Origin of the sequence: Pseudomonas sp. Pseusp16, assembly GCF_047324915.1 — a bacterium.
GTDB classification, from domain to species: Bacteria; Pseudomonadota; Gammaproteobacteria; order Pseudomonadales; family Pseudomonadaceae; genus Aquipseudomonas; species Aquipseudomonas fluorescens_CD.
The window spans coordinates 5,106,957-5,131,721 of record NZ_CP168522.1 but is presented as its reverse complement, the minus strand read 5'-3'; the positions used below and the strand labels follow the sequence as shown (position 1 = coordinate 5,131,721).

Genomic DNA, 24,765 nt, shown 5'->3' with positions numbered 1-24,765 from the left:
TTGCTTGTGTTCCCAATCATGCCGTGCGGCGCAGTATCAGCAGATGGCGTTGGCCTTGGCAACCAGGTACGGCCAGGGCGTGTTCGCTATCGAGGTGGAAGTCTGCCGGCAATGCTACCAGCTCATCGGCCGGATGAACGCCCTTCATTGCCAGCCAGCGTGTTTCGTTATCGCCGAGGTGGCGAGTCCAGTTGCTGAAGTTTTCCATGCTGCTGAACGCACGGGAAATGATCCCGTTGAATGGCTGGGCAGGCTGGAACGCTTCGACGCGACTGTGGATAACTTGCAGGTTATCCAGTTTGAGTTCGAGTTTGACCTGAGTCAGAAAGCGGGTTTTCTTGCCGTTGCTATCCAGGCATGTCACCTGGGAATCTGGAAACAGGATGGCCAGCGGGATGCCAGGCATGCCGCCGCCGCTGCCGACGTCGAGCCAGCGTCCGTTTTCGATGAATGACATCACGCTCAGACTGTCGAGCAGATGACGGGACACCATTTCGTCCGGATCACGCACGGCGGTGAGGTTGTAAGCCTTGTTCCATTTGATCAACAGGGCCAGATAACCCAGCAATTGCGCGTGCTGGGCTTCTGTCAGCGTGACGCCAAGCTGGCGGGCACCTGTGGATAACTCTTCTGCATGTTGCGAAGTGACCAACGAACTCAAGCGCTTTGCTCCAACTGACGGCCCGCGCCGCGTTTTTTCAAATGAATCATCAACAGCGAAATGGCTGCCGGCGTTACGCCCGGGATACGCGAGGCCTGGCCCAAAGTCTCTGGACGGGTCGCACCGAGCTTGCTCTGGATCTCTTTGGAGAGACCGGAAATATTCGTGTAATCGATATCCACAGGCAGTTTGGTGTCCTCGCTGGCTCGCAAGCGGGCGATTTCGTCCTGTTGACGATCGATGTAACCGGCGTACTTGGTCTTGATCTCGACCTGCTCGGCAACCTGTGGATCTTCTGCCCCGCCACCGGTCACTTCGATCAGACCAGCGTAGTCGATTTCCGGACGGCTCAAGAGATTGAGCAGGTTGTATTCGTGAGTCAGCGGCGTGCCGAATTTTTCGGAGATGGCATCGCCTTGTTCTGTACCTGGGCGAACCCAGGTGCTTTTCAGACGCTGCTCTTCCAGTTCGATGCTTTCGCGTTTTTTGCAGAAAGCCGCCCAGCGCACGTCATCCACCAGGCCCAGTTCGCGGCCTTTTTCGGTCAGGCGCAGGTCGGCGTTGTCTTCACGCAGGATCAGACGGTATTCGGCACGGGACGTGAACATCCGGTACGGCTCTTGGGTACCGAGGGTAATCAGGTCGTCGACCAATACGCCGATGTAGGCCTCGTCGCGACGCGGGCACCAGGCTTCTTTGCCCTGTGCACGCAGTGCAGCGTTGGTTCCGGCCAGCAGACCCTGGGCACCGGCTTCTTCGTAACCGGTGGTGCCGTTGATTTGCCCGGCGAAGAACAGGCCGCCGATGACTTTGGTTTCCAGACTGTACTTCAGGTCACGCGGGTCGAAGTAGTCGTACTCGATGGCGTAGCCCGGTCGCACGATGTGTGCGTTTTCCATGCCGCGAATCGATTGCACGATCTGCAGTTGCACGTCGAACGGCAGGGATGTGGATATCCCGTTCGGATACAGCTCGTTTGTCGTCAGGCCTTCCGGTTCGATGAAGACCTGGTGGCTTTGCTTGTCGGCAAAGCGATGGATCTTGTCTTCGATTGACGGGCAGTAACGCGGGCCGATGCCTTCGATCTCACCGGCAGCGGAATACATCGGCGAACGGTCGAGGTTCGCGGCGATGATTTCGTGGGTGCGCGCATTCGTGTGGGTAATCCAGCAACTGACCTGCTGTGGATGCTGTTCCTTGTTGCCCATGAACGACATCACCGGGATCGGCGTATCGCCCGGTTGTTCGGTCATCACCGAGAAATCCACAGACCGGCTGTCGATACGCGGCGGAGTACCGGTTTTCAAACGACCCACACGCAATGGCAGCTCACGCAGACGGTGAGCCAGAGCTATCGATGGTGGATCACCGGCGCGACCGCCAGAAAAATTCTGCAAACCGATGTGGATAAGTCCACCGAGGAACGTGCCGGTGGTCAACACCACCGAATCCGCGAGGAACCGCAGGCCCATTTGGGTGACAACACCACGGACTTGTTCCTGCTCGACGATCAGATCGTCTGCAGCCTGTTGAAATATCCACAGGTTCGGCTGGTTTTCCAGGATTTCGCGGACAGCGGCCTTGTACAGAACCCGGTCTGCCTGTGCGCGGGTTGCTCGCACAGCGGGGCCTTTACGGCTGTTCAACACGCGAAACTGGATACCGCCTTTATCGGTAGCGATGGCCATCGCGCCACCGAGGGCGTCGATTTCCTTGACCAGGTGGCTTTTGCCGATCCCGCCAATGGCCGGGTTGCAACTCATGGCACCGAGGGTTTCCACGTTATGCGTCAGCAACAGGGTTTTAACCCCCATACGTGCTGAGGCCAGTGCTGCCTCGGTACCGGCATGACCGCCGCCGATGACGATCACTTCAAAACGGGAAGGGAAATCCACCACGCACCTCGTGCCTGCTTAAGTAGGTAATTCAGGAATAGTTTGAGCTCAGGTTTTCGGACCTGGTCGACAAGTATAGGGACTTCGCCCTTCCTAAAGAACCCTTTGCACAAAATTTAACCAGCTGTGGAAAAGTCGGAGTTATAGAAATTAAAAAGAGAGAAATTTATTAAATCTTTGTTTTTATGTTTATTTCTATGCACATGCCTTTCTGTGGATAGATTAACACAGCCCTTTGTTTTCAATGTGTACAGAGATTCAAAACCCTGTGTTCATGTGCCAATGAGGCCCTTGGATAACCGGTGTAAGCCTGTGGATGAAAGGGGCTGTTATCCACAGAGGCGGTTATGTTCAGTTTTCGGGCCCTGTTATCAACTGACCTTAGCGGTGGTTATTCACAGGGCTTAATCCACAGAAAAGCCCCGTTTGCGCGAAATTCAGGTGCAGGAATTCCGCTCAGGCAGACAAAGTCCGCCCAGCACTGGAAGGTTTATTCAGAAAAGGAGGGAGCAGACAGGCGCGAATGGCCTGTCTGTGAACAACTGGAGGGCTACTTGCCGATGCAGAAGCTGGAGAAAATCCGCCCCAACAGATCGTCAGAGCTGAAGGCGCCGGTGATTTCTCCCAGGGATTGCTGAGCCTGGCGCAAATCCTCGGCCAACAATTCGCCAGCACCAGCCAGGGTCAATTGGGCGCGACCATGTTCGAGAGCGGCACTGGCATGACCTAGCGCCTCCAAGTGTCGCCGGCGAGCACTGAAACTGCTTTCGGACGTTTGTTCGTAGCCCATGCAGGCCTTCAGGTGATCGCGCAGCAGCTCCAGGCCGACACCACCGGACTTGGCGCTCAGGCTGATGGTGACGTGGCCATCGTCGCTGACCTCCAGGGCAATGGCTTCGCCCGTAAGGTCGGCCTTATTGCGGATCAGGGTCACTTTCGCGGGATCTGGACGGATTTCGAGAAATTCCGGCCAGAGTGCGAACGGATCGAGGGCTTCCGGTGCCGTGGCGTCGACCACCAGCAGCACCCGATCCGCTTCGCCGATGGCTTTCAAGGCTCGCTCGACGCCGATTTTTTCCACATGGTCATCGGTATCGCGCAGACCGGCGGTATCCACCACGTGCAGCGGCATGCCATCGATGTGGATATGTTCCCGAAGCACATCCCGGGTGGTGCCGGCGATTTCGGTCACGATCGCCGCCTCACGCCCGGCCAGTGCATTGAGCAGGCTGGATTTACCGGCATTCGGACGACCGGCAATGACCACGGTCATACCGTCTCGCAGCAAGGCGCCCTGCCCGGCTTCGCGCATGACGGTGGATAACTCGTCGCGCACTTTGTCGAGCATGCTCAGGACGTGGCCATCGGCGAGGAAGTCGATTTCCTCTTCCGGGAAGTCGATGGCCGCTTCGACATAGATTCGAAGGCCGATCAGTTGCTCGGTGAGGTTATGCACACGTGATGAAAAAGCCCCCTGCAGGGAGCGCAATGCGTTTCGCGCAGCCTGGGTGGAACTGGCTTCAATCAGGTCGGCAATCGCCTCGGCCTGAGCAAGGTCCAGTTTGTCATTGAGGAAGGCGCGCTCACTGAATTCCCCCGGTCGGGCGAGACGGCAACCCAGTTCCAGGCAGCGCTTGAGCAACATATCCAGAACGATCGGGCCGCCATGACCCTGGAGTTCCAGCACATCTTCGCCGGTGAACGAGTTTGGCCCAGGAAAATACAGTGCGATGCCCTGATCCAGCACCTCGTCGTTTTCACTGAGAAACGGGCCATAGTGGGCAAATCGCGGCTTGAGCTCGCGACCACTGAAGGCCTTGGCTGCAACGCTGGCCAACGGCCCGGAAATACGCACGATGCCTACACCACCGCGACCTTGAGCGGTGGCGACGGCGGCGATGGTTTCACGAGGAACGCTCATAAACCGGTATCCAGACAAAAGTGACAGATAGCAAAACGCCCCACTAGGGGGCGTTTTGAGTGGTTATCCACAGTGTAAATCAGGCAGCTGCTTTGGTAGCCGCTTCGATCTTGCGTGTGATGTACCACTGTTGGGCGATCGACAGGCAGTTGTTCACTACCCAGTACAGCACCAGGCCCGCCGGGAACCACAGGAAGAAGAAGGTGAAGATGATTGGCATCAGCTTCATGACCTTGGCCTGCATCGGATCCGGTGGAGTCGGGTTCAGCTGCTGCTGGATGAACATGGTTGCACCCATGATGATCGGCAGAATGAAGAACGGATCCTTGATCGACAGGTCAGTAATCCACAGCATGAACGGCGCCTGACGCATCTCGACGCTTTCCAGCAGAACCCAGTACAGCGAGAGGAAAACCGGCATCTGCACGAGGATTGGCAAGCAACCACCCAGCGGATTGATCTTCTCTTTCTTGTACAACTCCATCATGGCTTGCGACATTTTCTGCCGGTCATCACCATGTTGCTCTTTCAGCGCGGCCAGTTTCGGTGCCACTGCACGCATGCGCGCCATGGATTTGTAGCTGGCAGCCGACAGCGGGAAGAAGATCCCTTTGATCAGCATGGTCAGGAAGATGATCGACCAGCCCCAGTTACCCACAATGGCGTGGATGTGTTGCAGCAACCAGAAGATCGGTTGGGCGATAAACCACAGAATGCCGTAGTCGACCGTCAGTTCCAGGCCTGGGGATAACTGTTTCAGCACGGCCTGGCTTTTCGGACCGGCGTACAGAACAGCGCTGGTCTCTGCCTTGGCACCCGGTGCAACACTCATCGATGGGCCGGTGTAGCCAATGATGTAGTTGCCTTTGCTGTCTTTACGGGTCTGGACGACGTTGTTTTCGCCCTTGGCCGGAATCCATGCGGTCACGAAGTAGTGCTGCAACCAGGCAACCCAACCGCCGGTGACGGTTTCTTTGAGCGGTGCCTTGTCCATGTCCTTCATGGACACTTTCTTGTACGGCTCCGAACTTGTCCACAGGGCAGCGCCCAGGTAAGTCGCGGTGCCGGTAGCCGTGGTCGACGAAGGATCGGCGCTGGAGTCACGCTTCAACTGGGCGAACATCGCACCAGTCCAGGGCTGGGCGCTCTGGTTATCGATCAGGTAGGAAACGGTTACGTCGTACAGGCCGCGTTTCAGGGTGAAACGCTTGATGTAGTTGACGCCGTCCTTGCTGAACTTCAGGTCCACGACCAATTGGTCCTGACCGTCAGCCAGTTGAAAAACCTTCTTCTCCGCGGAGTAAACCGGGCGACCGGCCGGACTGGCATCCGGACCGTTGCTGCCGATCAGGCCACTTTGCGCCAGATAAGTACGTTCGCCGCCGTTATCGAACAGCTGGAACGGAATTTCCGGGTGATCCTGACGACGCGGATACAGCGGCAGGGTCAGTTGGGCAACATCGCCACCTTGTGGGTCGATAGCCAGGTCCAGTACATCCGTTTTGATCTGGATGAGGTCCTTGCTCACAGCTACCGGCGTTTCGGCAGGTGCGCTGGTGTCGCTTGCAGCACGTGGAATGTCGTCACTGGCGGAAGCGTTGGAGCCAGAAGCCGTATCCGGCAGGCCCGATGCAGTCGTATTGGTGGCAACATTCTGAGTCGGCAGGGCAGCCTGGCCATAGTCCTGGTTCCATTTAAGAACCATAACGTAGGACACGATTGCCAGGGCGACGATCAGGATCGTGCGTTTGATATCCATGATTACTCGGCCATCGAAGAAGAACGGGAGGTAGGGATAGGTGGAACCGGGTCATAACCACCGGGATTCCACGGATGACAGCGACCTAAACGACGAAAGGTCAGCCAGCCACCGCGAAGAAGGCCATGATTTTCGATGGCTTCTAACGCGTAGCAGGAACAACTGGGGTAGAAACGACAGTGACTGGCCATCAGAGGACTAATGGCATAGCGATAAAACTGGATCGGAACGAGTGCCAGTTTACGCATCTGGACTGTCTACCCCTACAGTTTCGGTTTTGACTGCTGGTACCGGCGAACTGCGAGCCAGACGTTTCCAGAGTTTGCCGAAATGCTGAATCAATTCGGGGTTTTCTACGTCACCCAAACCTTTGCGCGCGACGATAACGATGTCCCAACCGACCAGTGAATCCTGGTTCAGGCGAAACGATTCGCGCATCAGACGTTTGAGGCGATTGCGCTCGACGGAGAGCTTTACGCTCTTTTTCCCGATAACCAACCCGAGACGGGGGTGATCAAGATCGTTGTTGCGCGCAAGGAGCAGGAGATTTTTCCCCGGAACCTTGCCGGTAGGGGAGTCAAAGACTGCCTTGAAATGCCGGGGGGTAAGCAGACGCTTTTCCCGACTGAAGTCCTGACTCACCTCCAGTGCCGGCTTATCAAACTGCCAGACGCGCACGACCTTTGGCGCGACGACGCGACAGGACTGCGCGGCCGTTCTTGGTAGCCATGCGAGCACGGAAACCGTGGGTACGAGCGCGTTTGATAGTGCTTGGTTGGAAAGTACGTTTCATTGTCGTGTTACCTGGTTCGTCCACAACGGGCCGGAATGGCCCCCGTTTTAAGAGACCGGGGATTCTAGAGAAAGCAAGCCTTCAGGTCAATTTCCAACCAGCGTTTCCTTATAAATAGATCTCCAGACGTTTTGCGCTGAACGAACCGTCGGCAAATATAAAAATAAGAAAGGAAAGTATTTAAAGCTTTTCTGTAAAGCTTATAAAAGCTAGGCTCGCGCCCTTCTGTGGATAAGTCGATTCAGGCCATGTTTTACCTACTGTACAGAGAATGACAACTACAGTGGAAAACGGTGTTCAGCCTGTGCTGCGCTGTCGGATAACCTGTGTGTGGAAGGCTGGTTTATCCACAGGCTGGTTATCCACCGAGTTTCGCCCCCACTTGTGCAATGACTTTAACCCCGGTTATCCACAGAGCTTATGCACAGACCACTGGTCGTCTTTTTTGCGTATAACACGGCGATTCTTCTTGGCCGATGAACCACCTACGTGTGGATAAGTCGGCGTCTGGTCGCTACAATGGCCGCTTGTTTTTGCCTCACCGGCTTTCAACTTAGGGGATATCCGTGTCAGTGGAACTTTGGCAGCAGTGCGTGGAGCTTCTGCGCGATGAGCTGCCTGCCCAACAATTCAACACTTGGATCCGTCCACTACAGGTCGAAGCCGAAGGCGACGAGTTGCGTGTGTATGCACCCAATCGTTTTGTTCTGGACTGGGTCAACGAAAAGTACCTGGGGCGTGTTCTCGAATTGCTCGATGAGCACGGCAATGGCATGACGCCTGCGCTTTCCTTATTAATAGGCAGCAAACGCAGTTCGGCACCTCGTGCCGCGCCAAATGCTCCACTGGCTGCCGCGGCTTCCCAAGCCCAGGCTGCCCAAGCGCCCGCCAGTCCGCCACCGCCAGCACCTGCCGCGACTTCGACCAAGCGTGCCACGCAAAAAGTGGCCGAGGTCACCGAGGAAGAACCTTCCCGTGACAGCTTCGACCCGATGGCCGGCGCCAGTTCGCAACAGGCTCCGGTTCGTGCCGAGCAACGTACCGTGCAGGTCGAAGGTGCGCTCAAGCACACCAGTTACCTGAACCGCACCTTTACCTTCGAGAATTTCGTTGAAGGTAAATCCAACCAGTTGGCGCGCGCCGCCGCCTGGCAGGTGGCAGACAATCCCAAGCATGGTTACAACCCGCTCTTCCTTTATGGAGGCGTCGGCCTGGGTAAAACCCACTTGATGCACGCTGTGGGTAACCACCTGTTAAAGAAGAACCCGAATGCCAAGGTGGTGTACCTGCATTCCGAGCGTTTCGTGGCGGACATGGTCAAGGCCCTGCAACTGAACGCGATCAACGAGTTCAAGCGCTTCTACCGTTCGGTGGATGCGTTGCTGATCGATGACATTCAGTTCTTCGCCCGCAAGGAGCGTTCCCAGGAAGAGTTTTTCCACACCTTCAACGCGCTGCTCGAAGGTGGCCAGCAGGTCATTCTCACCAGTGACCGCTACCCGAAGGAAATCGAAGGCCTTGAAGAACGCCTCAAATCCCGCTTTGGCTGGGGCCTGACCGTAGCGGTCGAGCCACCGGAGCTGGAAACCCGCGTGGCGATCCTGATGAAAAAGGCCGATCAGGCAAAGGTCGAGCTGCCTCACGACGCCGCGTTCTTCATTGCCCAACGTATTCGCTCCAACGTCCGTGAGCTGGAAGGCGCGCTCAAACGCGTGATCGCCCACTCGCACTTCATGGGCCGCGATATCACCATCGAGCTGATTCGCGAATCCCTGAAGGACTTGTTGGCGTTGCAGGATAAACTGGTCTCTGTGGATAACATTCAGCGCACCGTCGCCGAGTACTACAAGATCAAGATCTCCGACTTGCTGTCCAAACGCCGTTCGCGTTCGGTCGCTCGTCCGCGACAGGTCGCCATGGCGTTGTCCAAGGAACTGACCAACCACAGCCTGCCGGAAATCGGCGATGTGTTTGGCGGTCGCGACCATACGACGGTTTTGCACGCATGCCGCAAGATCAACGAACTTAAGGAATCCGACGCGGACATCCGCGAGGACTACAAGAACCTGCTGCGTACGCTGACCACTTGATGAACACCAGCGCAGCTAATTAAGGCAAGGGACTAGACCATGCATTTCACCATTCAACGCGAAGCCCTGTTGAAACCCCTGCAACTGGTCGCAGGCGTCGTTGAGCGCCGACAGACCTTGCCGGTGCTCTCCAACGTGCTGCTGGTTGTCGAAGGCCAGCAATTGTCGCTGACCGGTACCGACCTGGAAGTCGAGCTGGTCGGTCGTGTTCAACTCGAAGAGCCGGCGGATCCGGGTTCCATCACTGTGCCGGCGCGCAAGTTGATGGATATCTGCAAAAGCCTGCCGAACGATGCGCTGATCGACATCAAGGTCGATGAGCAGAAGCTCGTGGTCAAGGCCGGCCGTAGCCGCTTCACCCTGTCGACTCTGCCGGCCAACGATTTCCCTACCGTGGAAGAAGGCCCGGGTTCGCTGACCTGCAGCCTGGAGCAAAGCAAACTGCGTCGCCTGATCGAGCGCACCAGCTTCGCCATGGCCCAGCAGGACGTGCGTTACTACCTCAACGGCATGCTGCTGGAAGTCTCTGCCGGCGTGATCCGTGCCGTAGCCACCGACGGTCACCGTCTGGCCATGTGCTCGATGCAGGCAGATATCGGCCAGCCGGATCGTCACCAGGTCATCGTGCCGCGCAAAGGTATCCTCGAACTGGCGCGCCTGCTCACCGAGCCGGACGGCAATGTCAGCATCGTGCTGGGTCAGCACCACATCCGTGCCACCACCGGTGAATTCACCTTCACCTCCAAGCTGGTCGACGGCAAATTCCCGGACTACGAACGCGTTCTGCCGAAAGGCGGCGACAAGCTGGTTCTTGGCGATCGCCAGGCTCTGCGCGAAGCGTTCAGCCGTACCGCGATTCTGTCCAACGAAAAATACCGTGGTATCCGTCTGCAACTGGCCAGTGGTCAGCTGAAGATCCAGGCGAACAACCCGGAGCAGGAAGAAGCGGAAGAAGAAGTGGGCGTTGAATACAACGGTGGCTCTCTGGAAATCGGCTTCAACGTGAGCTACCTGCTCGACGTACTGGGCGTGATGACCACCGAGCAGGTTCGTCTGATCCTGTCCGACTCCAACAGCAGCGCGCTGGTGCAGGAATCGGATAACGACGACTCGGCCTACGTTGTCATGCCGATGCGTCTGTAATCATGCTCAGCAGAAGCTAGATGTCCTTAAGTCGCGTCTCGGTCACCGCGGTGCGCAATCTGCACCCGGTGACCTTCTCCCCCTCCCCCCGCATCAATATTCTTTACGGCGCCAACGGCAGCGGCAAAACCAGTGTTCTGGAAGCCATCCATCTGCTGGGGCTTGCCCGTTCGTTTCGCAGCACCCGCCTGTTGCCGGTCATTCAATACGAACAGCTTGCCTGTACGGTCTTTGGCCAGGTTGAACTGGCAGAGGGCGGGCAAAGTGCCTTGGGAATTTCCCGGGATCGCCAAGGCGAATTCCAGATCCGTATCGATGGGCAGAATGCGCGTAGCGCCGCGCAACTGGCAGAGATCCTGCCACTGCAACTGATCAATCCGGACAGCTTTCGATTGCTGGAAGGTGCGCCGAAGATTCGCCGACAGTTTCTCGACTGGGGCGTGTTCCACGTGGAACCGCGCTTCATGTCAACCTGGCAGCGCTTGCAGAAGGCCCTGCGCCAGAGAAACTCTTGGCTGCGGCATGGTACACTTGACGCCGTTTCGCAAGCGGTTTGGGACAGGGAACTGTGTCAGGCCAGCGCTGAAATTGATGAATACCGCCGCGCTTATATCAAAGCCTTGAAACCAGTCTTTGAACAAACCTTGAGCGAACTGGTTGAGCTTGAAGGCTTGACGCTCAGCTATTACCGCGGCTGGGACAAGGACCGTGAACTGAGCGCTGTGCTTGCCGGGTCTCTTCAGCGAGACCAGCAAATGGGGCATACCCAGGCCGGACCACAACGTGCTGATTTGCGTCTCAGACTGGGCGCGCACAACGCCGCGGACATCTTGTCCCGTGGCCAGCAGAAGTTGGTGGTTTGCGCATTACGGATTGCCCAGGGGCACCTGGTCAGCCAGGCTCGACGCGGTCAGTGTATTTATCTGGTGGATGACTTGCCGTCCGAGCTGGACGAGCACCACCGTCGCGCGCTTTGCCGCTTGTTGGAAGACTTACGCTGCCAGGTATTTATCACCTGTGTAGATCACGAATTATTGAGGGAAGGCTGGCAGACGGAAACGCCAGTTGCTCTGTTCCACGTGGAACAGGGCCGTATCACCCAGACCCACGACCATCGGGAGTGAAGGCATTGAGCGAAGAAAATACGTACGACTCAACGAGCATTAAAGTGCTGAAAGGCCTGGATGCCGTACGCAAACGTCCCGGTATGTATATTGGTGATACCGACGATGGCAGCGGCCTGCACCACATGGTGTTCGAGGTGGTCGACAACTCGATCGACGAAGCGCTCGCCGGCTACTGCGACGACATCAGCATCATCATCCACCCGGATGAGTCCATCACCGTTCGCGACAACGGCCGTGGCATCCCGGTAGACGTACACAAAGAAGAAGGCGTTTCGGCAGCCGAGGTCATCATGACCGTGCTGCACGCCGGCGGTAAATTCGACGACAACTCCTACAAGGTTTCCGGCGGTCTGCACGGTGTGGGTGTGTCGGTAGTTAACGCCCTGTCGGAAGAGCTGGTCCTGACCGTTCGCCGTAGCGGCAAGATCTGGGAACAGACTTACGTCCACGGTGTTCCGCAAGAACCGATGAAAATCGTTGGCGACAGCGAAACCACCGGTACACAGATCCACTTCAAGGCTTCGAGCGAAACCTTCAAGAACATCCACTTCAGTTGGGACATCCTGGCCAAGCGGATTCGTGAGCTGTCCTTCCTCAACTCCGGTGTCGGTATCGTCCTCAAGGACGAGCGCAGCGGCAAGGAAGAGCTGTTCAAATACGAAGGCGGCCTGCGTGCGTTCGTTGAATACCTGAACACCAACAAGACCCCGGTCAACCAGGTGTTCCACTTCAACATCCAGCGTGAAGACGGCATCGGCGTGGAAATCGCCCTGCAGTGGAACGACAGCTTCAACGAGAACCTGTTGTGCTTTACCAACAACATTCCGCAGCGCGACGGCGGTACTCACCTGGTAGGTTTCCGTTCCGCGCTGACGCGTAACCTGAACACCTACATCGAAGCCGAAGGCCTGGCGAAGAAGCACAAGGTCGCCACCACCGGTGACGACGCCCGTGAAGGCCTGACCGCGATCATTTCGGTGAAAGTGCCGGATCCGAAGTTCAGCTCCCAGACCAAAGACAAGCTGGTGTCTTCCGAAGTGAAGACCGCGGTCGAACAGGAAATGGGCAAGTACTTCTCCGACTTCCTGCTGGAAAACCCGAACGAAGCCAAGCTGGTCGTCGGCAAGATGATCGATGCGGCCCGTGCCCGTGAAGCGGCACGTAAGGCCCGCGAGATGACCCGTCGCAAGGGCGCGCTGGACATCGCCGGCCTGCCGGGCAAACTGGCCGACTGCCAGGAAAAGGACCCTGCCCTGTCCGAACTGTACCTCGTGGAAGGTGACTCCGCGGGCGGCTCTGCCAAGCAGGGACGTAACCGCAAGACCCAGGCGATTCTGCCCCTCAAGGGTAAAATCCTGAACGTCGAGAAGGCACGCTTCGACAAGATGATCTCTTCCCAGGAAGTGGGCACCTTGATCACTGCGCTGGGTTGCGGCATCGGTCGCGAAGAGTACAACATCGACAAGTTGCGCTATCACAACATCATCATCATGACCGATGCTGACGTCGACGGTTCGCACATCCGCACCCTGCTGCTGACCTTCTTCTTCCGTCAGTTGCCGGAGCTGATCGAGCGTGGCTACATCTACATCGCTCAGCCGCCGCTGTACAAAGTGAAGAAAGGCAAGCAAGAGCAATACATCAAAGACGACGACGCCATGGAAGAGTACATGACGCAGTCGGCCCTGGAAGATGCGAGCCTGCACCTGAACGAGGATGCACCGGGAATCTCCGGCGAAGCCCTTGAGCGTCTGGTGAATGACTTCCGTCTGGTGATGAAGACCCTCAAGCGCCTGTCGCGCCTGTATCCACAGGAACTGACCGAGCACTTCATCTACCTGCCGGCTGTCAGCATGGAGCAACTGTCCGATCACGCAGCGATGCAGGATTGGCTGGCCCAGTACGAAGTGCGTCTGCGCACCGTCGAGAAGTCGGGTCTGGTCTACAAGGCCAGCCTGCGTGAAGACCGTGAGCGTGGCGTGTGGCTGCCAGAGGTCGAACTGATCTCCCACGGCCTGTCCAACTACGTCACCTTCAACCGCGACTTCTTCGGCAGCAACGACTACAAGACGGTTGTTTCCCTGGGCGCTCAACTGAGCACCCTGCTCGACGATGGCGCGTACATCCAGCGTGGCGAACGCCGTAAATCGGTCACCGAGTTCAAGGAAGCCCTGGACTGGCTGATGGCCGAAAGCACCAAGCGTCACACCATCCAGCGATACAAAGGTCTGGGCGAGATGAACCCGGATCAGCTGTGGGAAACCACCATGGACCCAAGCGTGCGCCGCATGCTGAAAGTGACCATCGAAGACGCCATTGGCGCGGACCAGATCTTCAACACCCTGATGGGTGATGCGGTCGAACCTCGTCGCGACTTCATCGAAAGCAACGCCCTGGCGGTGTCCAACCTGGACTTCTGATCCCGGTCGACGCAAACGAAAAGGCCAATGCATCCGCATTGGCCTTTTTTATTGCCCGCGTTTCACTCACTCGCCGGCGTCACACTCTCCAATCTATACCCATACCCATAAATCGTCAGCAACTGCCAACCGCGATCCGCCGTCAGCCCCAGCTTGTTGCGAAGGCGATAGATGTGCGTATCCAGCGGTCGTGACGACGACATTTCTTCATGGGGCCACAATCGTTCGTACAGGTAGTCTCGCGACAGCGGTCGACCGAGGTTGCTGAACAGGCAATGCGCCAAGCGGTACTCGCGTTCGGTCATGACGATCGGTTTGCCGTCGCGAGTGACGGTCAGCCCGGCGTCGTCGAAAACCAGATCATTGAAGCTCAACCCCTCGCTAGCTGCGCGCTGCTGTCCATGTCGGCGCAGGACTGCGCCAACACGGGCCTTCAGTTCATTGGGGCGGAACGGTTTGCTGACGTAGTCATCGGCGCCGGCATTCAGGGCCTGAACGATATCGCTTTCGCTGTCGCGACTGGTGAGCATGATTGTCGCAGGCGGCGTTTCCATGTGTTCGCGGGTCCATAGCAGCAATGAAAAACCTGTGAGGTCGGGCAGTTGCCAGTCGAGGATCAGCAGGTCGAAGGTTTCCCGACGCAGTTGACGCATCAGCTCTTCGGTCCGTTCGAAGCTGTGCAGCGACCACGGCTGCTCTCCGGCTTCGGCCATTTGTTGCAGGGTTTGTTCGACCCGGAGTAATTCGGCGGGCTCATCGTCCAGAATCGCAACGCGCATACACGGTGATTCCTTGTCACTTGGGCTGCTGTTTATCGACGATAGCGGCTCAATCTATACAGTGAAAGCAAGCGGCCCACCGTTGGTCGCGGCGTCCGCTATGATTCTTGAGTCGACACCTTAGACGCAGGAACCATGAATCCATTCACTCAGCCCTGCCCTGTTGGCCATGTTTGACCAACGCCATGAAAGCCGGGAGCCAAGCCAGGTACAGCGATTGTTTCGGCAATTGGTGCGCGAGTGGTTGTGGATAAGTCTTGTGCTGTTGCCGCTGACGACACTGCTGTCCTACCGCGCGCAAGTTAACCTGGACGATGCATTCCCTGGCTTGAGCGCATTGCTTTCCCTTGGTCTGGTGACGTGCGTACTCGGGCTGTTGCTGTGGCGTCCGCGCCTGGCGCTCTGGCTGACGCTTACGGGGATGGCGTGTGCGTTGCTGACCAGTGCCGGCCTCGCGGAGTTCAAGAGATGGTGGTGGTCACCGACGCCTGCACTGTTGGGGATGCTATTTGGTTATCTGATCTGGAACTGGCGGCGCCTCAGTGTGGTGTTGACCTATTTCGGTTGGGAATTGGCGCGGCTGGACAGCGAGCCGAAAGTGTTTCCGGAGCGCCGTCGTGCCCAGTACTCCGGTGGCGACCGTCTGCAGAAACAAATCGTGGCGCTGGAACAAGCCATGAGCCTGACCCGTGATACCCACCGATTCATCGCCGATGGCCTGGAATACTTGCCGGTGGCGACGTTGATCAGCGATCCCCAGGGGCAGATCCTGCTCGGCAACCGCAAGGCCCGTGACCTGTTTGGTGGGGATCTGGTCGGCGATGATGTGCTGGAACGACTCAAACAGCTCGGTTATCCGGATATGAACCGCAGGCCGGGTTCGCCCTTATCGACACTGCCGCTGCTGGAGTTTCGCGACCTCAAGGAACGCAGCCTGCGTCTGGAGCGTGCCGGGCTATTACCGGTAGATGGTGAGATTCCGGTCGGCTGGCTATGGAACCTGACTGATTTGAGTGTTGAACGCGAGGCGGAGGAGCAGCGCGCGGTCCTGTTGCGGTTTCTGTCTCACGACCTGCGGGCGCCTCACTCGGCCATCCTCGCGTTGCTCGATGTCCATCGTCATCAAGTGGGCGGCGATTCGCCGCTCTTTGATCAAATCGAGCTACAGGTACGCCGGGCCCTGGAACTGACTGACGGTTTCGTTCAACTGGCGAGGGCGGAGTCCGAGGCTTATCAGTTTCAGCCGAGCCTGTTTGCGATGCTGGTGCTGGATGTGTTCGATCAGGCGCTGCCCATCGCGCAGTTGAAACAAATCGAACTGGTTCATCAAGTGGAAGAGCAGGCACAGGAAAGTCTGGTACTGGCGGATCAGTCGCTGCTGACCCGGGCATTGTTCAATCTGCTGGAAAATGCCATCAAGTACAGTGTTTCCGGTACTCGTATCCGTTTGCACGTCAGTCAACACGACAACTGGCTGATCTGTGAGCTCATCGATCAGGGCAAAGGCATCGCCGCCGAGGAGTTACCTGAACTGTTCAGCCAATACCGGCGCTTTTCTTCCGCCCAGGGTATCGATGGCGTGGGGTTGGGATTGTCGATGGTCAAAGCCGTTGTGGATCGGCACGGCGGGCGAATCGAGTGCCGGAGCGAGGTGGGTCAGGGCACGACATTCAGGCTGCAATTTCCGTTGTTTATGCAATGAAAGCGAACGATCCAGGTTGCTCGATCATGTCGGCAATCAACAATTGCTCCGGGCATAAAAAAACCGGCTATATCAGCCGGATTCTTTACGTCCAAAAAATACTTATGCACGTTTTTATGGTTTTTATCATCCAAATAAATATGTAAAAAAATCATAAGGTTACGTACAAATAACGACGGTTTTCAATGAAACGGTACACAGGTTATCCACAGAATCTCAGACAGCCACCTGATCGTTTGATACCGGCGCTTGCGGAGCCGGTGGCAGCGAGCCCATTTCCCGTTGCATCTGCTCGTTCCACGCCTGGACCCGGTCGTTCAATTCAGCAATGGCTCGTGGTCCTGTGCCTTCGGCATACATCGGTGCGCCAATGATCACAGTGATGACACCCTGCTTTTTCGCCCAACCGGTTTTCGGCCAGAACTTGCCTGCGTTGTGCGCAATCGGCAGCACGGGCAATTCGGCGTTGACCGCCAGTGCGCTGCCACCGCGCGAGAATTTTCCGATGGTGCCGTAAGGAACGCGCGTGCCTTCGGGGAAGATCAGCACCCAGACATTGTCCTTGAGCAACTCATCACCTTTTTGCGCCACATGCTTGAGCGCGGCTTTCGGGTTGTCGCGATCGATGGCGATCGGTCGCAACATGGCCATGGCCCAACCGAAGAACGGCACATAGAGCAACTCACGCTTGAGCACCTGGCTTAGCGGTGAGAAGTAAGCGGAGAGAAAGAACGTCTCCCACGTGCTTTGGTGGTTCGACTGAATGACGCAAGGCTGTTCAGGTACGTTCTCGGCACCCTTCACTTCGTAGCGGATACCCAGAAACACTTTGCTCAGCCACAAGGCGCAGCGGCACCAATACACGTTGATGAAGCGATAACGTGCCTTGAAAGGCAGAAACGGCGCGATAAAAAAGCTCAGGCTGCACCACAGCAAGGAGCTGGTGCCCAGCAGCAGGTAAAAGAGGAAGGTTCTGATGGCCTGCAATATCGACATGGTGACGTTTACCGTTGCGGGAGTTGCCCGTCCTATATAAAGCGCACTTCCCTTTCATCCATGGTCAGGATCAATCGAAGCGCACACTTACTCAAGGGCATTTGTGGATAAGTTCTGCGGCAATCGCCGCCAGATCGTCAAAAATCAATGTGCCAACCGGAAGGGTCTTGCCCAAAGTCTTTTCGCCTTTCCCGGTCTTTACCAAAACTGGCTGTGAATCGACGGCTTTGGCTGCTTCCAGGTCACCAAGGCTGTCGCCGACGAACCAGAGATCGGTCAGCGACACGTTGTAATGAGCGGCGATGGTTTTCAACATCCCGGGTTTCGGCTTGCGGCAATCGCAGCCTTCGTCCGGCCCGTGGGGGCAGTAGACGATCAGGCCGACTTCACCGCCCTGCTCCGCCACCAGCGCGCGCAAGCGCTCGTGCATGGCATCCAGGGTGGCGAGGTCGTAATAGCCGCGAGCGATGCCCGACTGGTTGGTAGCGACCGCTACCGTCCAGCCGGCCTTGCTCAACTGCGCGATGGCTTCGATCGAGCCGGGAAGTGGGATCCACTCCTCCACCGACTTGATGTAAGCGTCGGAGTCGTAATTGATCACCCCGTCCCGATCGAGAATCAGCAGTTTCAACAGCAACTCCTCAGCCCAGCAGCGAAATGTCGGCGACGCCGAGGAACAACCCACGCAGACGCGCCAGCAATGCATAACGGTTGGCGCGGACTTTTGCGTCCTCCGCGTTGACCATCACGGCTTCGAAGAACGCATCCACCGGCTCGCGCAGTGCAGCCAGGCGTGCCAGGGATTCGCTGTACTGACGCAAGGCGGCCATCGGTTGCACAGCCTGGTCAGCCTGCTGGATCGCCGAGTACAGGGAGAACTCGTTGGCATTGTCGAAGTACTTGGCTTCCACGACGGTAGGCACCGAGCCTTCGACCTTGCTCAGCAGGTTCGACACTCGCTTGTTCACGGCGGCCAGGGCAGCGGCTTCCGGCAGTTTGCGGAAGGCCTCTACCGCTTGCACGCGCTGGTCGAAGTCCAGGGCCGAGCCAGGCTTGAGGGCACGCACCGACAGGTAGGTGGCAACGTCGACGCCTTCGTCCTCGTAACGGGCACGCAGACGGTCGAAGATGAATTCCAGCACCGAGTCATTGAGGCCGGCAGCCTTGACCTTGGTTCCGAACGCATCCACGGCGAAAGCCACGGCGTCGGTCAGGTCCAGGTCCAGTTGTTTCTCGATCAGGATGCGCAGCACGCCCAGTGCGGCACGGCGCAGGGCATACGGATCCTTGCTGCCGGTTGGCAGCATGCCGATGCCGAAGATACCCACGAGGGTATCGAGCTTGTCGGCGATGGCCACGGCCGCACCGGTCAGGGTGCCGGGCAGTTCAGCGCCAGCACCGCGCGGCATGTACTGCTCGTTCAGGGCCAGTGCGACATCTTCCGGCTCGCCGTCGTTGAGGGCGTAGTAGTAACCGGCGACACCTTGCATCTCCGGGAACTCGCCGACCATCTCGGTCGCCAGGTCGCACTTCGACAGCAGGCCCGCACGGGCTGCCCACGCAGCGTTGCCGCCGATGCGCTGAGCGATGAACGCGGCCAGCCTGGATACGCGCTCGGCCTTGTCGTAGACGCTGCCGAGTTTTTCCTGGAACACCACGTTCTGCAGGCGTTGGTTGAAGTCTTCGAGTTTCTGCTTCTTGTCTTGCTTGAAGAAGAACTCGGCGTCGGTCAAGCGTGGGCGAACCACTTTCTCGTTACCGGCGATGATCTGCTGCGGGTCTTTGCTTTCGATGTTGGCCACGGTAATGAAACGTGGCAGCAACTTGCCGTCGGCGTCCAGCAGGCAAAAGTACTTCTGGTTGTCCTGCATGGTGGTGATCAGTGCTTCTTGCGGTACGTCGAGGAAGCGCTCCTCGAACGAGCACACCAGCGGCACCGGCCATTCGACCAACGCGGTCACTTCATCGAGCAGGGCTGGCGGAACGATTGCCGTACCTTCCTGGCGGGTGGCCAGTTCTTCGGTGCGCTTGCTGATGATCTCGCGACGTTCGTTGGCGTCGGCCAGCACGTAGGCGGCACGCAGGTCGGCCAGGTAGCTGGACGGCGAACCGATGCGCACGCTTTCCGGGTGATGGAAGCGGTGACCACGGGAATCACGGCCGGCCTTCTGGGCGAGGATGGTGCAGTCGATGACCTGGTCACCGAGCAGCATCACCAGCCATTGGGTCGGACGCACGAATTCTTCCTTGCGCGCGCCCCAACGCATGCGTTTCGGGATCGGCAGGTCGTTCAGGGAATCTTCGACGATGGTCGGCAGCAGGCTCGCGGTCGGCTTGCCGGCGATGCTCTGGCTGTAGCGCAGTTTCGGGCCGCTCTGGTCGATTTCGCTCAGCTCGACGCCGCACTTCTTGGCAAAACCCAGGGCCGCCTGGGTCGGGTTGCCTTCGGCATCGAAAGCCGCCTGGAGTGGCGGACCGTCGAGGTTGATGCTGCGATCCGGCTGCTGGGTGGCCAGTGCGGTGATCAGCACGGCCAGGCGGCGCGGGGCGGCGTAAACGGTTTTGGTTTCGTAGTTCAGGCCGGCAGCTTGCAGGCCCTTGTCGATACCGGCGAGGAACGCCTCGGCCAGGGTGTTCAGGGCTTTGGGTGGCAGTTCTTCAGTGCCCAGTTCAACCAGAAAATCCAGAGCACTCATTGTGCAGCCTCCAGCTTGGCCAGTACTTCATCACGCAGGTCCGGGGTTGCCATCGGGAAGCCCAGCTTGGCGCGAGCCAGCAGGTAGGCTTGCGCAACGGAACGCGCCAGGGTGCGTACACGCAGGATGTATTGCTGACGCGCAGTCACCGAGATCGCCCGGCGCGCATCCAGCAGGTTGAAGGTATGGGAAGCCTTCAACACCATTTCGTAGCTCGGCAACGGCAGCGGCTGGTCGAGCTCGATCAGGCGCTTGGCTTCGCTTTCGTAGAAATCGAACAGTTCGAACAGCTTGTCGACGTTGGCGTGTTCGAAGTTGTAGGTGGACTGCTCCACTTCGTTCTGGTGGAACACGTCGCCGTAGGTCACTTTGCCGAACGGGCCGTCAGCCCAGACCAGGTCGTAGACCGAGTCCACGCCTTGCAGGTACATGGCCAGACGCTCGAGACCGTAAGTGATCTCGCCGGTCACCGGGTAGCACTCGATGCCGCCCGCTTGCTGGAAATAGGTGAACTGGGTCACTTCCATGCCGTTGAGCCACACTTCCCAGCCCAGACCCCAGGCGCCGAGGGTCGGCGATTCCCAGTTGTCTTCGACGAAGCGGATGTCGTGGACCAGCGGGTCCAGGCCAACGTGCTTGAGGGAGCCCAGGTACAGTTCCTGGAAGTTGTCCGGGTTCGGCTTCAGGACGACCTGGAACTGGTAGTAGTGCTGCAGACGGTTCGGGTTTTCGCCGTAGCGGCCGTCAGTCGGACGGCGGCTTGGCTGCACGTAGGCGGCGTTCCAGGTTTCCGGGCCAATGGCGCGCAGGAATGTTGCAGTGTGGAAAGTGCCGGCGCCTACTTCCATATCGTAGGGCTGAAGTACCACGCAACCTTGCTCGGCCCAGTATTGCTGGAGGGCGAGGATCAAGTCTTGGAAGGTACGCACGGCTGGCGTAGGCTGGCTCACGAAATTCACCTGTTTCTTGGGCTGCGATTTAAAGAGCGGGAGTATACCCGATTCATGGCTGCGCACGCCCCCTGGAGCCTTATGCCACGCTGCTTTTGGTGTTCCGAAGATCCGTTGTACATGGCTTATCACGATCAGGAGTGGGGCACGCCGCTACGCGATGCGCAGGGATTGTTCGAGTTGCTTTTGCTCGAAGGGTTCCAGGCCGGGCTTTCCTGGATCACCGTGCTGCGCAAACGCGAGCATTATCGTCAGGTGATGTTCGGTTTTGATGTGCAGCGCGTGGCGCAGATGAGCGATGCCGAAATCGACGGGTTGATGCTCGATCCGGGCATCATCCGCAACCGCCTCAAGCTCAACGCGGCCCGGCGCAATGCCCAGGCCTGGCTGGCGCTGGAGGACCCGGTGGAATTTCTCTGGTCGTTCGTCGGAGGCAAGCCTGTGATCAATCATTTCAAGGATCGCAGCGAAGTCCCGGCCGTGACGCCGACTGCCGTGGAAATGAGCAAAGGCCTGAAAAAAGCCGGTTTCACGTTCGTCGGGCCGACCATTTGCTACGCGCTGATGCAGGCCTCGGGAATGGTCATGGATCACACCCGCGATTGCGACCGCTACGCGCAGCTGGCGAACGGCGGTTAGAATGGCCGCCTCGCGCACAGCACAAGATCAGGAGTGACCTGTGGATAAGTTTAAAGGCGCCTTGCTGGTAGGCGCTCTGCGGCTGTTTGCCCTGCTTCCGTGGTGGGCCGTGCAGGCCGTGGGCTCGGCGATTGGCTGGGTCATGTGGAAAACCCCGAACCGTTCCCGCGACGTGGTACGGATCAATCTGTCCAAGTGCTTTCCGGACATGGACCCCGCCGAGCGCGAGCGCCTGGTCGGGCAGAGCCTGAAAGACATCGGCAAGTCCCTGACCGAAAGCGCCTGCGCCTGGATCTGGCCGGCCCAGCGCTCCATCGACCTGGTGCGCGAAGTCGAAGGCCTCGACGTACTGAAGGACGCCCTCGCCTCCGGCAAAGGCGTGGTCGGCATCACCAGCCACCTGGGCAACTGGGAAGTGCTCAATCACTTCTACTGCAGCCAGTGCAAACCGATCATTTTTTACCGTCCGCCCAAATTGAAGGCGGTGGATGAATTGCTGCAAAAGCAGCGGGTGCAGTTGGGTAACAAGGTCGCTGCTTCCACCAAGGAAGGCATCCTCAGTGTCATCAAGGAAGTGCGCAAAGGTGGTGCAGTGGGCATTCCTGCTGACCCGGAACCGGCCGAATCCGCCGGGATCTTCGTGCCGTTCTTCGCCACTCAGGCGCTGACCAGCAAGTTCGTGCCGAACATGCTGGCCGGCGGCAAGGCGGTCGGCGTGTTCCTGCACGCCCTGCGCCTGCCGGACGGTTCAGGTTACAAAGTGATCCTCGAAGCCGCGCCAGAGGCCATGTACAGCACCGATACAGCGGTGTCCTGTGCGGCCATGAGTAAAGTGGTCGAGCGTTATGTCGGGGCCTACCCGAGCCAGTACATGTGGAGCATGAAGCGCTTCAAGAAGCGTCCACCAGGTGAAGAGCGTTGGTACTGACTGACTTGGCACACTCTGTGGATAACCTGTAGGAGCGAGCTTGCTCGCGATGGACGTTAACGATGACGTGGGCTGCCAGGTTGAACGCGGCGCCCTGGCATCCATCGCGAGCAAGCTCGCTCCTACACGTATCCACAACCGTTCATCAAAGGGCGCAGAAGATGTCCGAACACCGCAAGTCATTTCGCATCAAGATCAGTCACGAAAGCTTCGGCGATTGCCTGGGCCAGACACGCAACCTGTCGACCACCGGCGTGTACGTCAAGCATCCGAAACTGTCGGCGCTGCCCCGGGGCGCGGTGGTCTACGGACAGGTGCAGGACTTACCCACAGGCGCGCCGCGGGTACGCATGGAAGTGGTGCTGGTCGATGCCGAGGGCATCGGTTTGCGTTATCTCTGATCAGTGCGCCTGGCGTTCGAGCTTCTTCAGGAACACCGTCATTTCCTTCTCGGCCTGCTTGTCGCCATGGCCGCGAGCAGCTTCCAGGCCCTGCTCCCAGGCCTGCCGCGCGGCTGCAAAGTTCGCCTGCGCCAGATGGGCCTTGCCCAGTAATTTCCATGCTGCCGAATACTTTGGATCGAATTCGACGCAGCGTTGAAAATGCTCCGCAGCCTTGGCGTTCTCCCCCAGATCCAGATAACCCTTGCCCAGGCCGAAGCGCAGCAAAGCGTTATCCACACCCTTGGCGAGCATTTTTTCCAGGGATTCGATCATGGTGGATTCCTTGCCTGAGGCATGTCAGGGGTTGATTTGTTGTAGGAGCGAGCTTGCTCGCGATGAACCTGAGAGCGACGCGGGGTGTCTGGTTTCCAGCATTACCGTTGACGACCATCGCGAGCAGGGCTCGCTCCTACAAAGGCAGGCCAGCGCTAAATCCGCATCAGAAGAAGCTAAGCCCTACATGGAACAGCTTCTCCACATCGCGAATATGCTTTTTATCCACAAGGAACAAAATCACATGGTCGCCCGTTTCGATCACGGTGTCATCGTGGGCGATGATCACTTCTTCGTCGCGGATAATCGCACCGATGGTGGTCCCCGGCGGCAGGCCGATGTTCTCGATGGCCTTGCCGATCACCTTGCTCGATTTCGCATCGCCGTGGGCAATCGCCTCGATGGCCTCCGCCGCGCCCCGGCGCAGTGAGTGCACGCTGACGATGTCGCCCCGGCGCACGTGGGCCAGCAAGGTGCCGATGGTCGCCAGTTGCGGGCTGATGGCGATGTCGATGTCGCCACCCTGGATCAGATCGACGTAGGCCGGGTTGTTGATGATGCTCATCACCTTCTTCGCACCCAGGCGCTTGGCCAGCAGCGACGACATGATGTTGGCTTCGTCGTCGTTGGTCAGGGCGAGGAACAGATCCGCGTCGGCGATGTTCTCTTCCAGCAGCAGGTCGCGGTCCGAAGCGCTGCCCTGCAACACCACTGTGCTGTCGAGGTGGTCCGAGAGATGACGGCAGCGTGCCGGATTCATCTCGATGACTTTTACCTGATAACGGCTTTCGATGGCCTCGGCCAAACGCTCGCCGATCTGCCCGCCACCGGCGATGACAATGCGTTTATAGGTTTCGTCGAGACGGCGCATTTCGCTCATGACCGCGCGAATGTTGGCTTTGGCAGCGATGAAAAATACTTCGTCGTCGGCCTCGATCACCGTGTCGCCTTGCGGCAGGATCGGCCGGTCACGACGGAAAATCGCCGCAACGCGGGTCTCCACGTTTGGCATGTGTTCACGCAACTGCCGCAGTTGCTGACCCACCAGTGGCCCGCCGTAGTACGCCCGCACCGCCACCAGTTGCGCCTTGCCTTCGGCGAAGTCGATCACCTGCAGGGCGCCCGGATGCTCGATCAGGCGCTTGATGTAGTTGGTAACCACTTGTTCCGGGCTGATCAGCACGTCCACCGGAATCGCTTCGTTCTGGAACAACTGCTCTTCGCGGGTCAGGTACGCGGCTTCGCGCACCCGGGCGATCTTGGTCGGGGTGTGGAACAGGGTGTGGGCGACCTGGCAGGCGACCATGTTGGTTTCATCGCTGTTGGTCACGGCGACCAGCATGTCGGCGTCATCGGCCCCGGCCTGGCGCAACACCGTCGGGAATGAGCCGCGACCTTGTACGGTGCGAATGTCCAGGCGGTCGCCAAGGTCGCGCAGGCGTTCGCCATCGGTGTCGACCACAGTAATGTCGTTGGCTTCACTGGCCAGGTGTTCCGCCAGCGAACCGCCAACCTGCCCTGCACCCAGGATGATGATTTTCATCCACTCA

The 24,765-nt window shown here is 58.3% G+C and carries 22 protein-coding genes; 8 read left to right on the top strand and 14 right to left on the bottom strand.

Translation table 11 applies throughout. The annotated features are described in order from the left end of the window. Positions 1-16: 16 nt before the first annotated feature. From rsmG to rpmH, 7 genes are all read right to left on the bottom strand, one after another. Positions 17-661, bottom strand: coding sequence for a 16S rRNA (guanine(527)-N(7))-methyltransferase RsmG (rsmG, locus tag ACEN8Q_RS23205; protein ID WP_413703792.1), 645 nt, complete (start codon positions 659-661; stop codon positions 17-19). After that, a complete protein-coding gene (gene mnmG, locus ACEN8Q_RS23200) occupies positions 658-2,556 on the bottom strand; it encodes a tRNA uridine-5-carboxymethylaminomethyl(34) synthesis enzyme MnmG (protein WP_413422947.1) in 1,899 nt (632 codons plus the stop codon). The genes rsmG and mnmG overlap by 4 nt, the downstream gene beginning before the upstream one ends. Positions 2,557-3,106: 550 nt before the next feature. Then, positions 3,107-4,477 (bottom strand): tRNA uridine-5-carboxymethylaminomethyl(34) synthesis GTPase MnmE, encoded by a 1,371-nt coding sequence (gene mnmE / locus ACEN8Q_RS23195; protein WP_413422949.1) that lies wholly within the window; start codon positions 4,475-4,477, stop codon positions 3,107-3,109. Positions 4,478-4,556: 79 nt separating this feature from the next. Next, a complete protein-coding gene (gene yidC, locus ACEN8Q_RS23190; RefSeq protein ID WP_413422951.1) occupies positions 4,557-6,236 on the bottom strand; it encodes a membrane protein insertase YidC in 1,680 nt (559 codons plus the stop codon). A gap of 2 nt (positions 6,237-6,238) precedes the next feature. Beyond that, positions 6,239-6,484 carry a membrane protein insertion efficiency factor YidD gene (gene yidD / locus ACEN8Q_RS23185; protein WP_010207715.1) on the bottom strand — a complete coding sequence of 82 codons (246 nt, stop codon included), beginning with the start codon at positions 6,482-6,484 and terminating at the stop codon, positions 6,239-6,241. Continuing rightward, positions 6,477-6,878, bottom strand: coding sequence for a ribonuclease P protein component (rnpA, locus tag ACEN8Q_RS23180; protein WP_015097448.1), 402 nt, complete (start codon positions 6,876-6,878; stop codon positions 6,477-6,479). Before rnpA ends, yidD begins: the two co-directional genes overlap by 8 nt. 16 nt (positions 6,879-6,894) lie before the next feature. Further along, positions 6,895-7,029 (bottom strand): 50S ribosomal protein L34, encoded by a 135-nt coding sequence (gene rpmH, locus ACEN8Q_RS23175; RefSeq protein WP_003213577.1) that lies wholly within the window; start codon positions 7,027-7,029, stop codon positions 6,895-6,897. A 566-nt stretch (positions 7,030-7,595) separates the two neighbouring features. Between rpmH and dnaA the strand changes: the two genes are divergently transcribed. The 4 genes from dnaA to gyrB are packed head-to-tail and all read left to right on the top strand — an operon-like array spanning position 7,596 to position 13,809. After that, complete coding sequence (dnaA, locus tag ACEN8Q_RS23170; RefSeq protein WP_413703791.1) at positions 7,596-9,119, top strand: chromosomal replication initiator protein DnaA; 1,524 nt, start codon at positions 7,596-7,598, stop codon at positions 9,117-9,119. Positions 9,120-9,158: 39 nt separating this feature from the next. Next, positions 9,159-10,262, top strand: a complete 1,104-nt coding sequence (dnaN, locus tag ACEN8Q_RS23165) for a DNA polymerase III subunit beta (protein WP_007969885.1) — start codon at positions 9,159-9,161, stop codon at positions 10,260-10,262. A 20-nt stretch (positions 10,263-10,282) separates the two neighbouring features. After that, the gene (gene recF, locus ACEN8Q_RS23160) at positions 10,283-11,386 is read left to right on the top strand and encodes a DNA replication/repair protein RecF (RefSeq protein WP_095943030.1); all 1,104 of its coding nucleotides are present in this window, start codon (positions 10,283-10,285) and stop codon (positions 11,384-11,386) included. A gap of 5 nt (positions 11,387-11,391) precedes the next feature. Beyond that, entirely contained in the window at positions 11,392-13,809 is a 2,418-nt protein-coding gene (gene gyrB / locus ACEN8Q_RS23155; protein WP_111283364.1) for a DNA topoisomerase (ATP-hydrolyzing) subunit B, read from the top strand. Between the two features lie 62 nt (positions 13,810-13,871). Here the strand turns inward: gyrB and ACEN8Q_RS23150 are convergent, their stop codons facing one another. Continuing rightward, positions 13,872-14,588 (bottom strand): response regulator transcription factor, encoded by a 717-nt coding sequence (locus ACEN8Q_RS23150; RefSeq protein ID WP_413422957.1) that lies wholly within the window; start codon positions 14,586-14,588, stop codon positions 13,872-13,874. 169 nt (positions 14,589-14,757) lie between these two features. On the opposite strand from ACEN8Q_RS23150, the gene ACEN8Q_RS23145 reads away from it, so the two are divergent. Continuing rightward, complete coding sequence (locus tag ACEN8Q_RS23145) at positions 14,758-16,290, top strand: sensor histidine kinase (RefSeq protein WP_413703790.1); 1,533 nt, start codon at positions 14,758-14,760, stop codon at positions 16,288-16,290. 216 nt (positions 16,291-16,506) lie between these two features. Here ACEN8Q_RS23145 and ACEN8Q_RS23140 read toward each other — a convergent pair whose 3' ends face one another. The 4 genes from ACEN8Q_RS23140 to glyQ form a co-directional block, all read right to left on the bottom strand. Beyond that, positions 16,507-17,286, bottom strand: coding sequence for a lysophospholipid acyltransferase family protein (locus ACEN8Q_RS23140; RefSeq protein WP_413422961.1), 780 nt, complete (start codon positions 17,284-17,286; stop codon positions 16,507-16,509). A 91-nt stretch (positions 17,287-17,377) separates the two neighbouring features. Then, a complete protein-coding gene (gene gmhB / locus ACEN8Q_RS23135; protein WP_177323565.1) occupies positions 17,378-17,923 on the bottom strand; it encodes a D-glycero-beta-D-manno-heptose 1,7-bisphosphate 7-phosphatase in 546 nt (181 codons plus the stop codon). A 4-nt stretch (positions 17,924-17,927) separates the two neighbouring features. Next, positions 17,928-19,982 (bottom strand): glycine--tRNA ligase subunit beta, encoded by a 2,055-nt coding sequence (gene glyS, locus ACEN8Q_RS23130; RefSeq protein WP_413422964.1) that lies wholly within the window; start codon positions 19,980-19,982, stop codon positions 17,928-17,930. Next, the gene (gene glyQ, locus ACEN8Q_RS23125; protein ID WP_003187265.1) at positions 19,979-20,932 is read right to left on the bottom strand and encodes a glycine--tRNA ligase subunit alpha; all 954 of its coding nucleotides are present in this window, start codon (positions 20,930-20,932) and stop codon (positions 19,979-19,981) included. The genes glyS and glyQ overlap by 4 nt, the downstream gene beginning before the upstream one ends. An 81-nt stretch (positions 20,933-21,013) precedes the next feature. Between glyQ and tag the strand changes: the two genes are divergently transcribed. From tag to ACEN8Q_RS23110, 3 genes are all read left to right on the top strand, one after another. Continuing rightward, a complete protein-coding gene (gene tag, locus ACEN8Q_RS23120; RefSeq protein ID WP_413422966.1) occupies positions 21,014-21,571 on the top strand; it encodes a DNA-3-methyladenine glycosylase I in 558 nt (185 codons plus the stop codon). A 40-nt stretch (positions 21,572-21,611) separates the two neighbouring features. After that, the gene (locus ACEN8Q_RS23115; protein WP_413422968.1) at positions 21,612-22,499 is read left to right on the top strand and encodes a lysophospholipid acyltransferase; all 888 of its coding nucleotides are present in this window, start codon (positions 21,612-21,614) and stop codon (positions 22,497-22,499) included. Positions 22,500-22,660: 161 nt separating this feature from the next. Beyond that, on the top strand, positions 22,661-22,900 hold the full coding sequence (locus ACEN8Q_RS23110; RefSeq protein ID WP_111283366.1) for a PilZ domain-containing protein: 240 nt from the start codon (positions 22,661-22,663) through the stop codon (positions 22,898-22,900). Here the strand turns inward: ACEN8Q_RS23110 and ACEN8Q_RS23105 are convergent, their stop codons facing one another. Next, positions 22,901-23,215: a tetratricopeptide repeat protein gene (locus ACEN8Q_RS23105; protein WP_413422970.1), complete on the bottom strand. Its 315-nt coding sequence runs from the start codon at positions 23,213-23,215 to the stop codon at positions 22,901-22,903. It abuts the gene before it with no gap. A 166-nt stretch (positions 23,216-23,381) separates the two neighbouring features. Next, the gene (trkA, locus tag ACEN8Q_RS23100) at positions 23,382-24,758 is read right to left on the bottom strand and encodes a Trk system potassium transporter TrkA (protein WP_413422972.1); all 1,377 of its coding nucleotides are present in this window, start codon (positions 24,756-24,758) and stop codon (positions 23,382-23,384) included. Positions 24,759-24,765 lie beyond the last annotated feature (7 nt).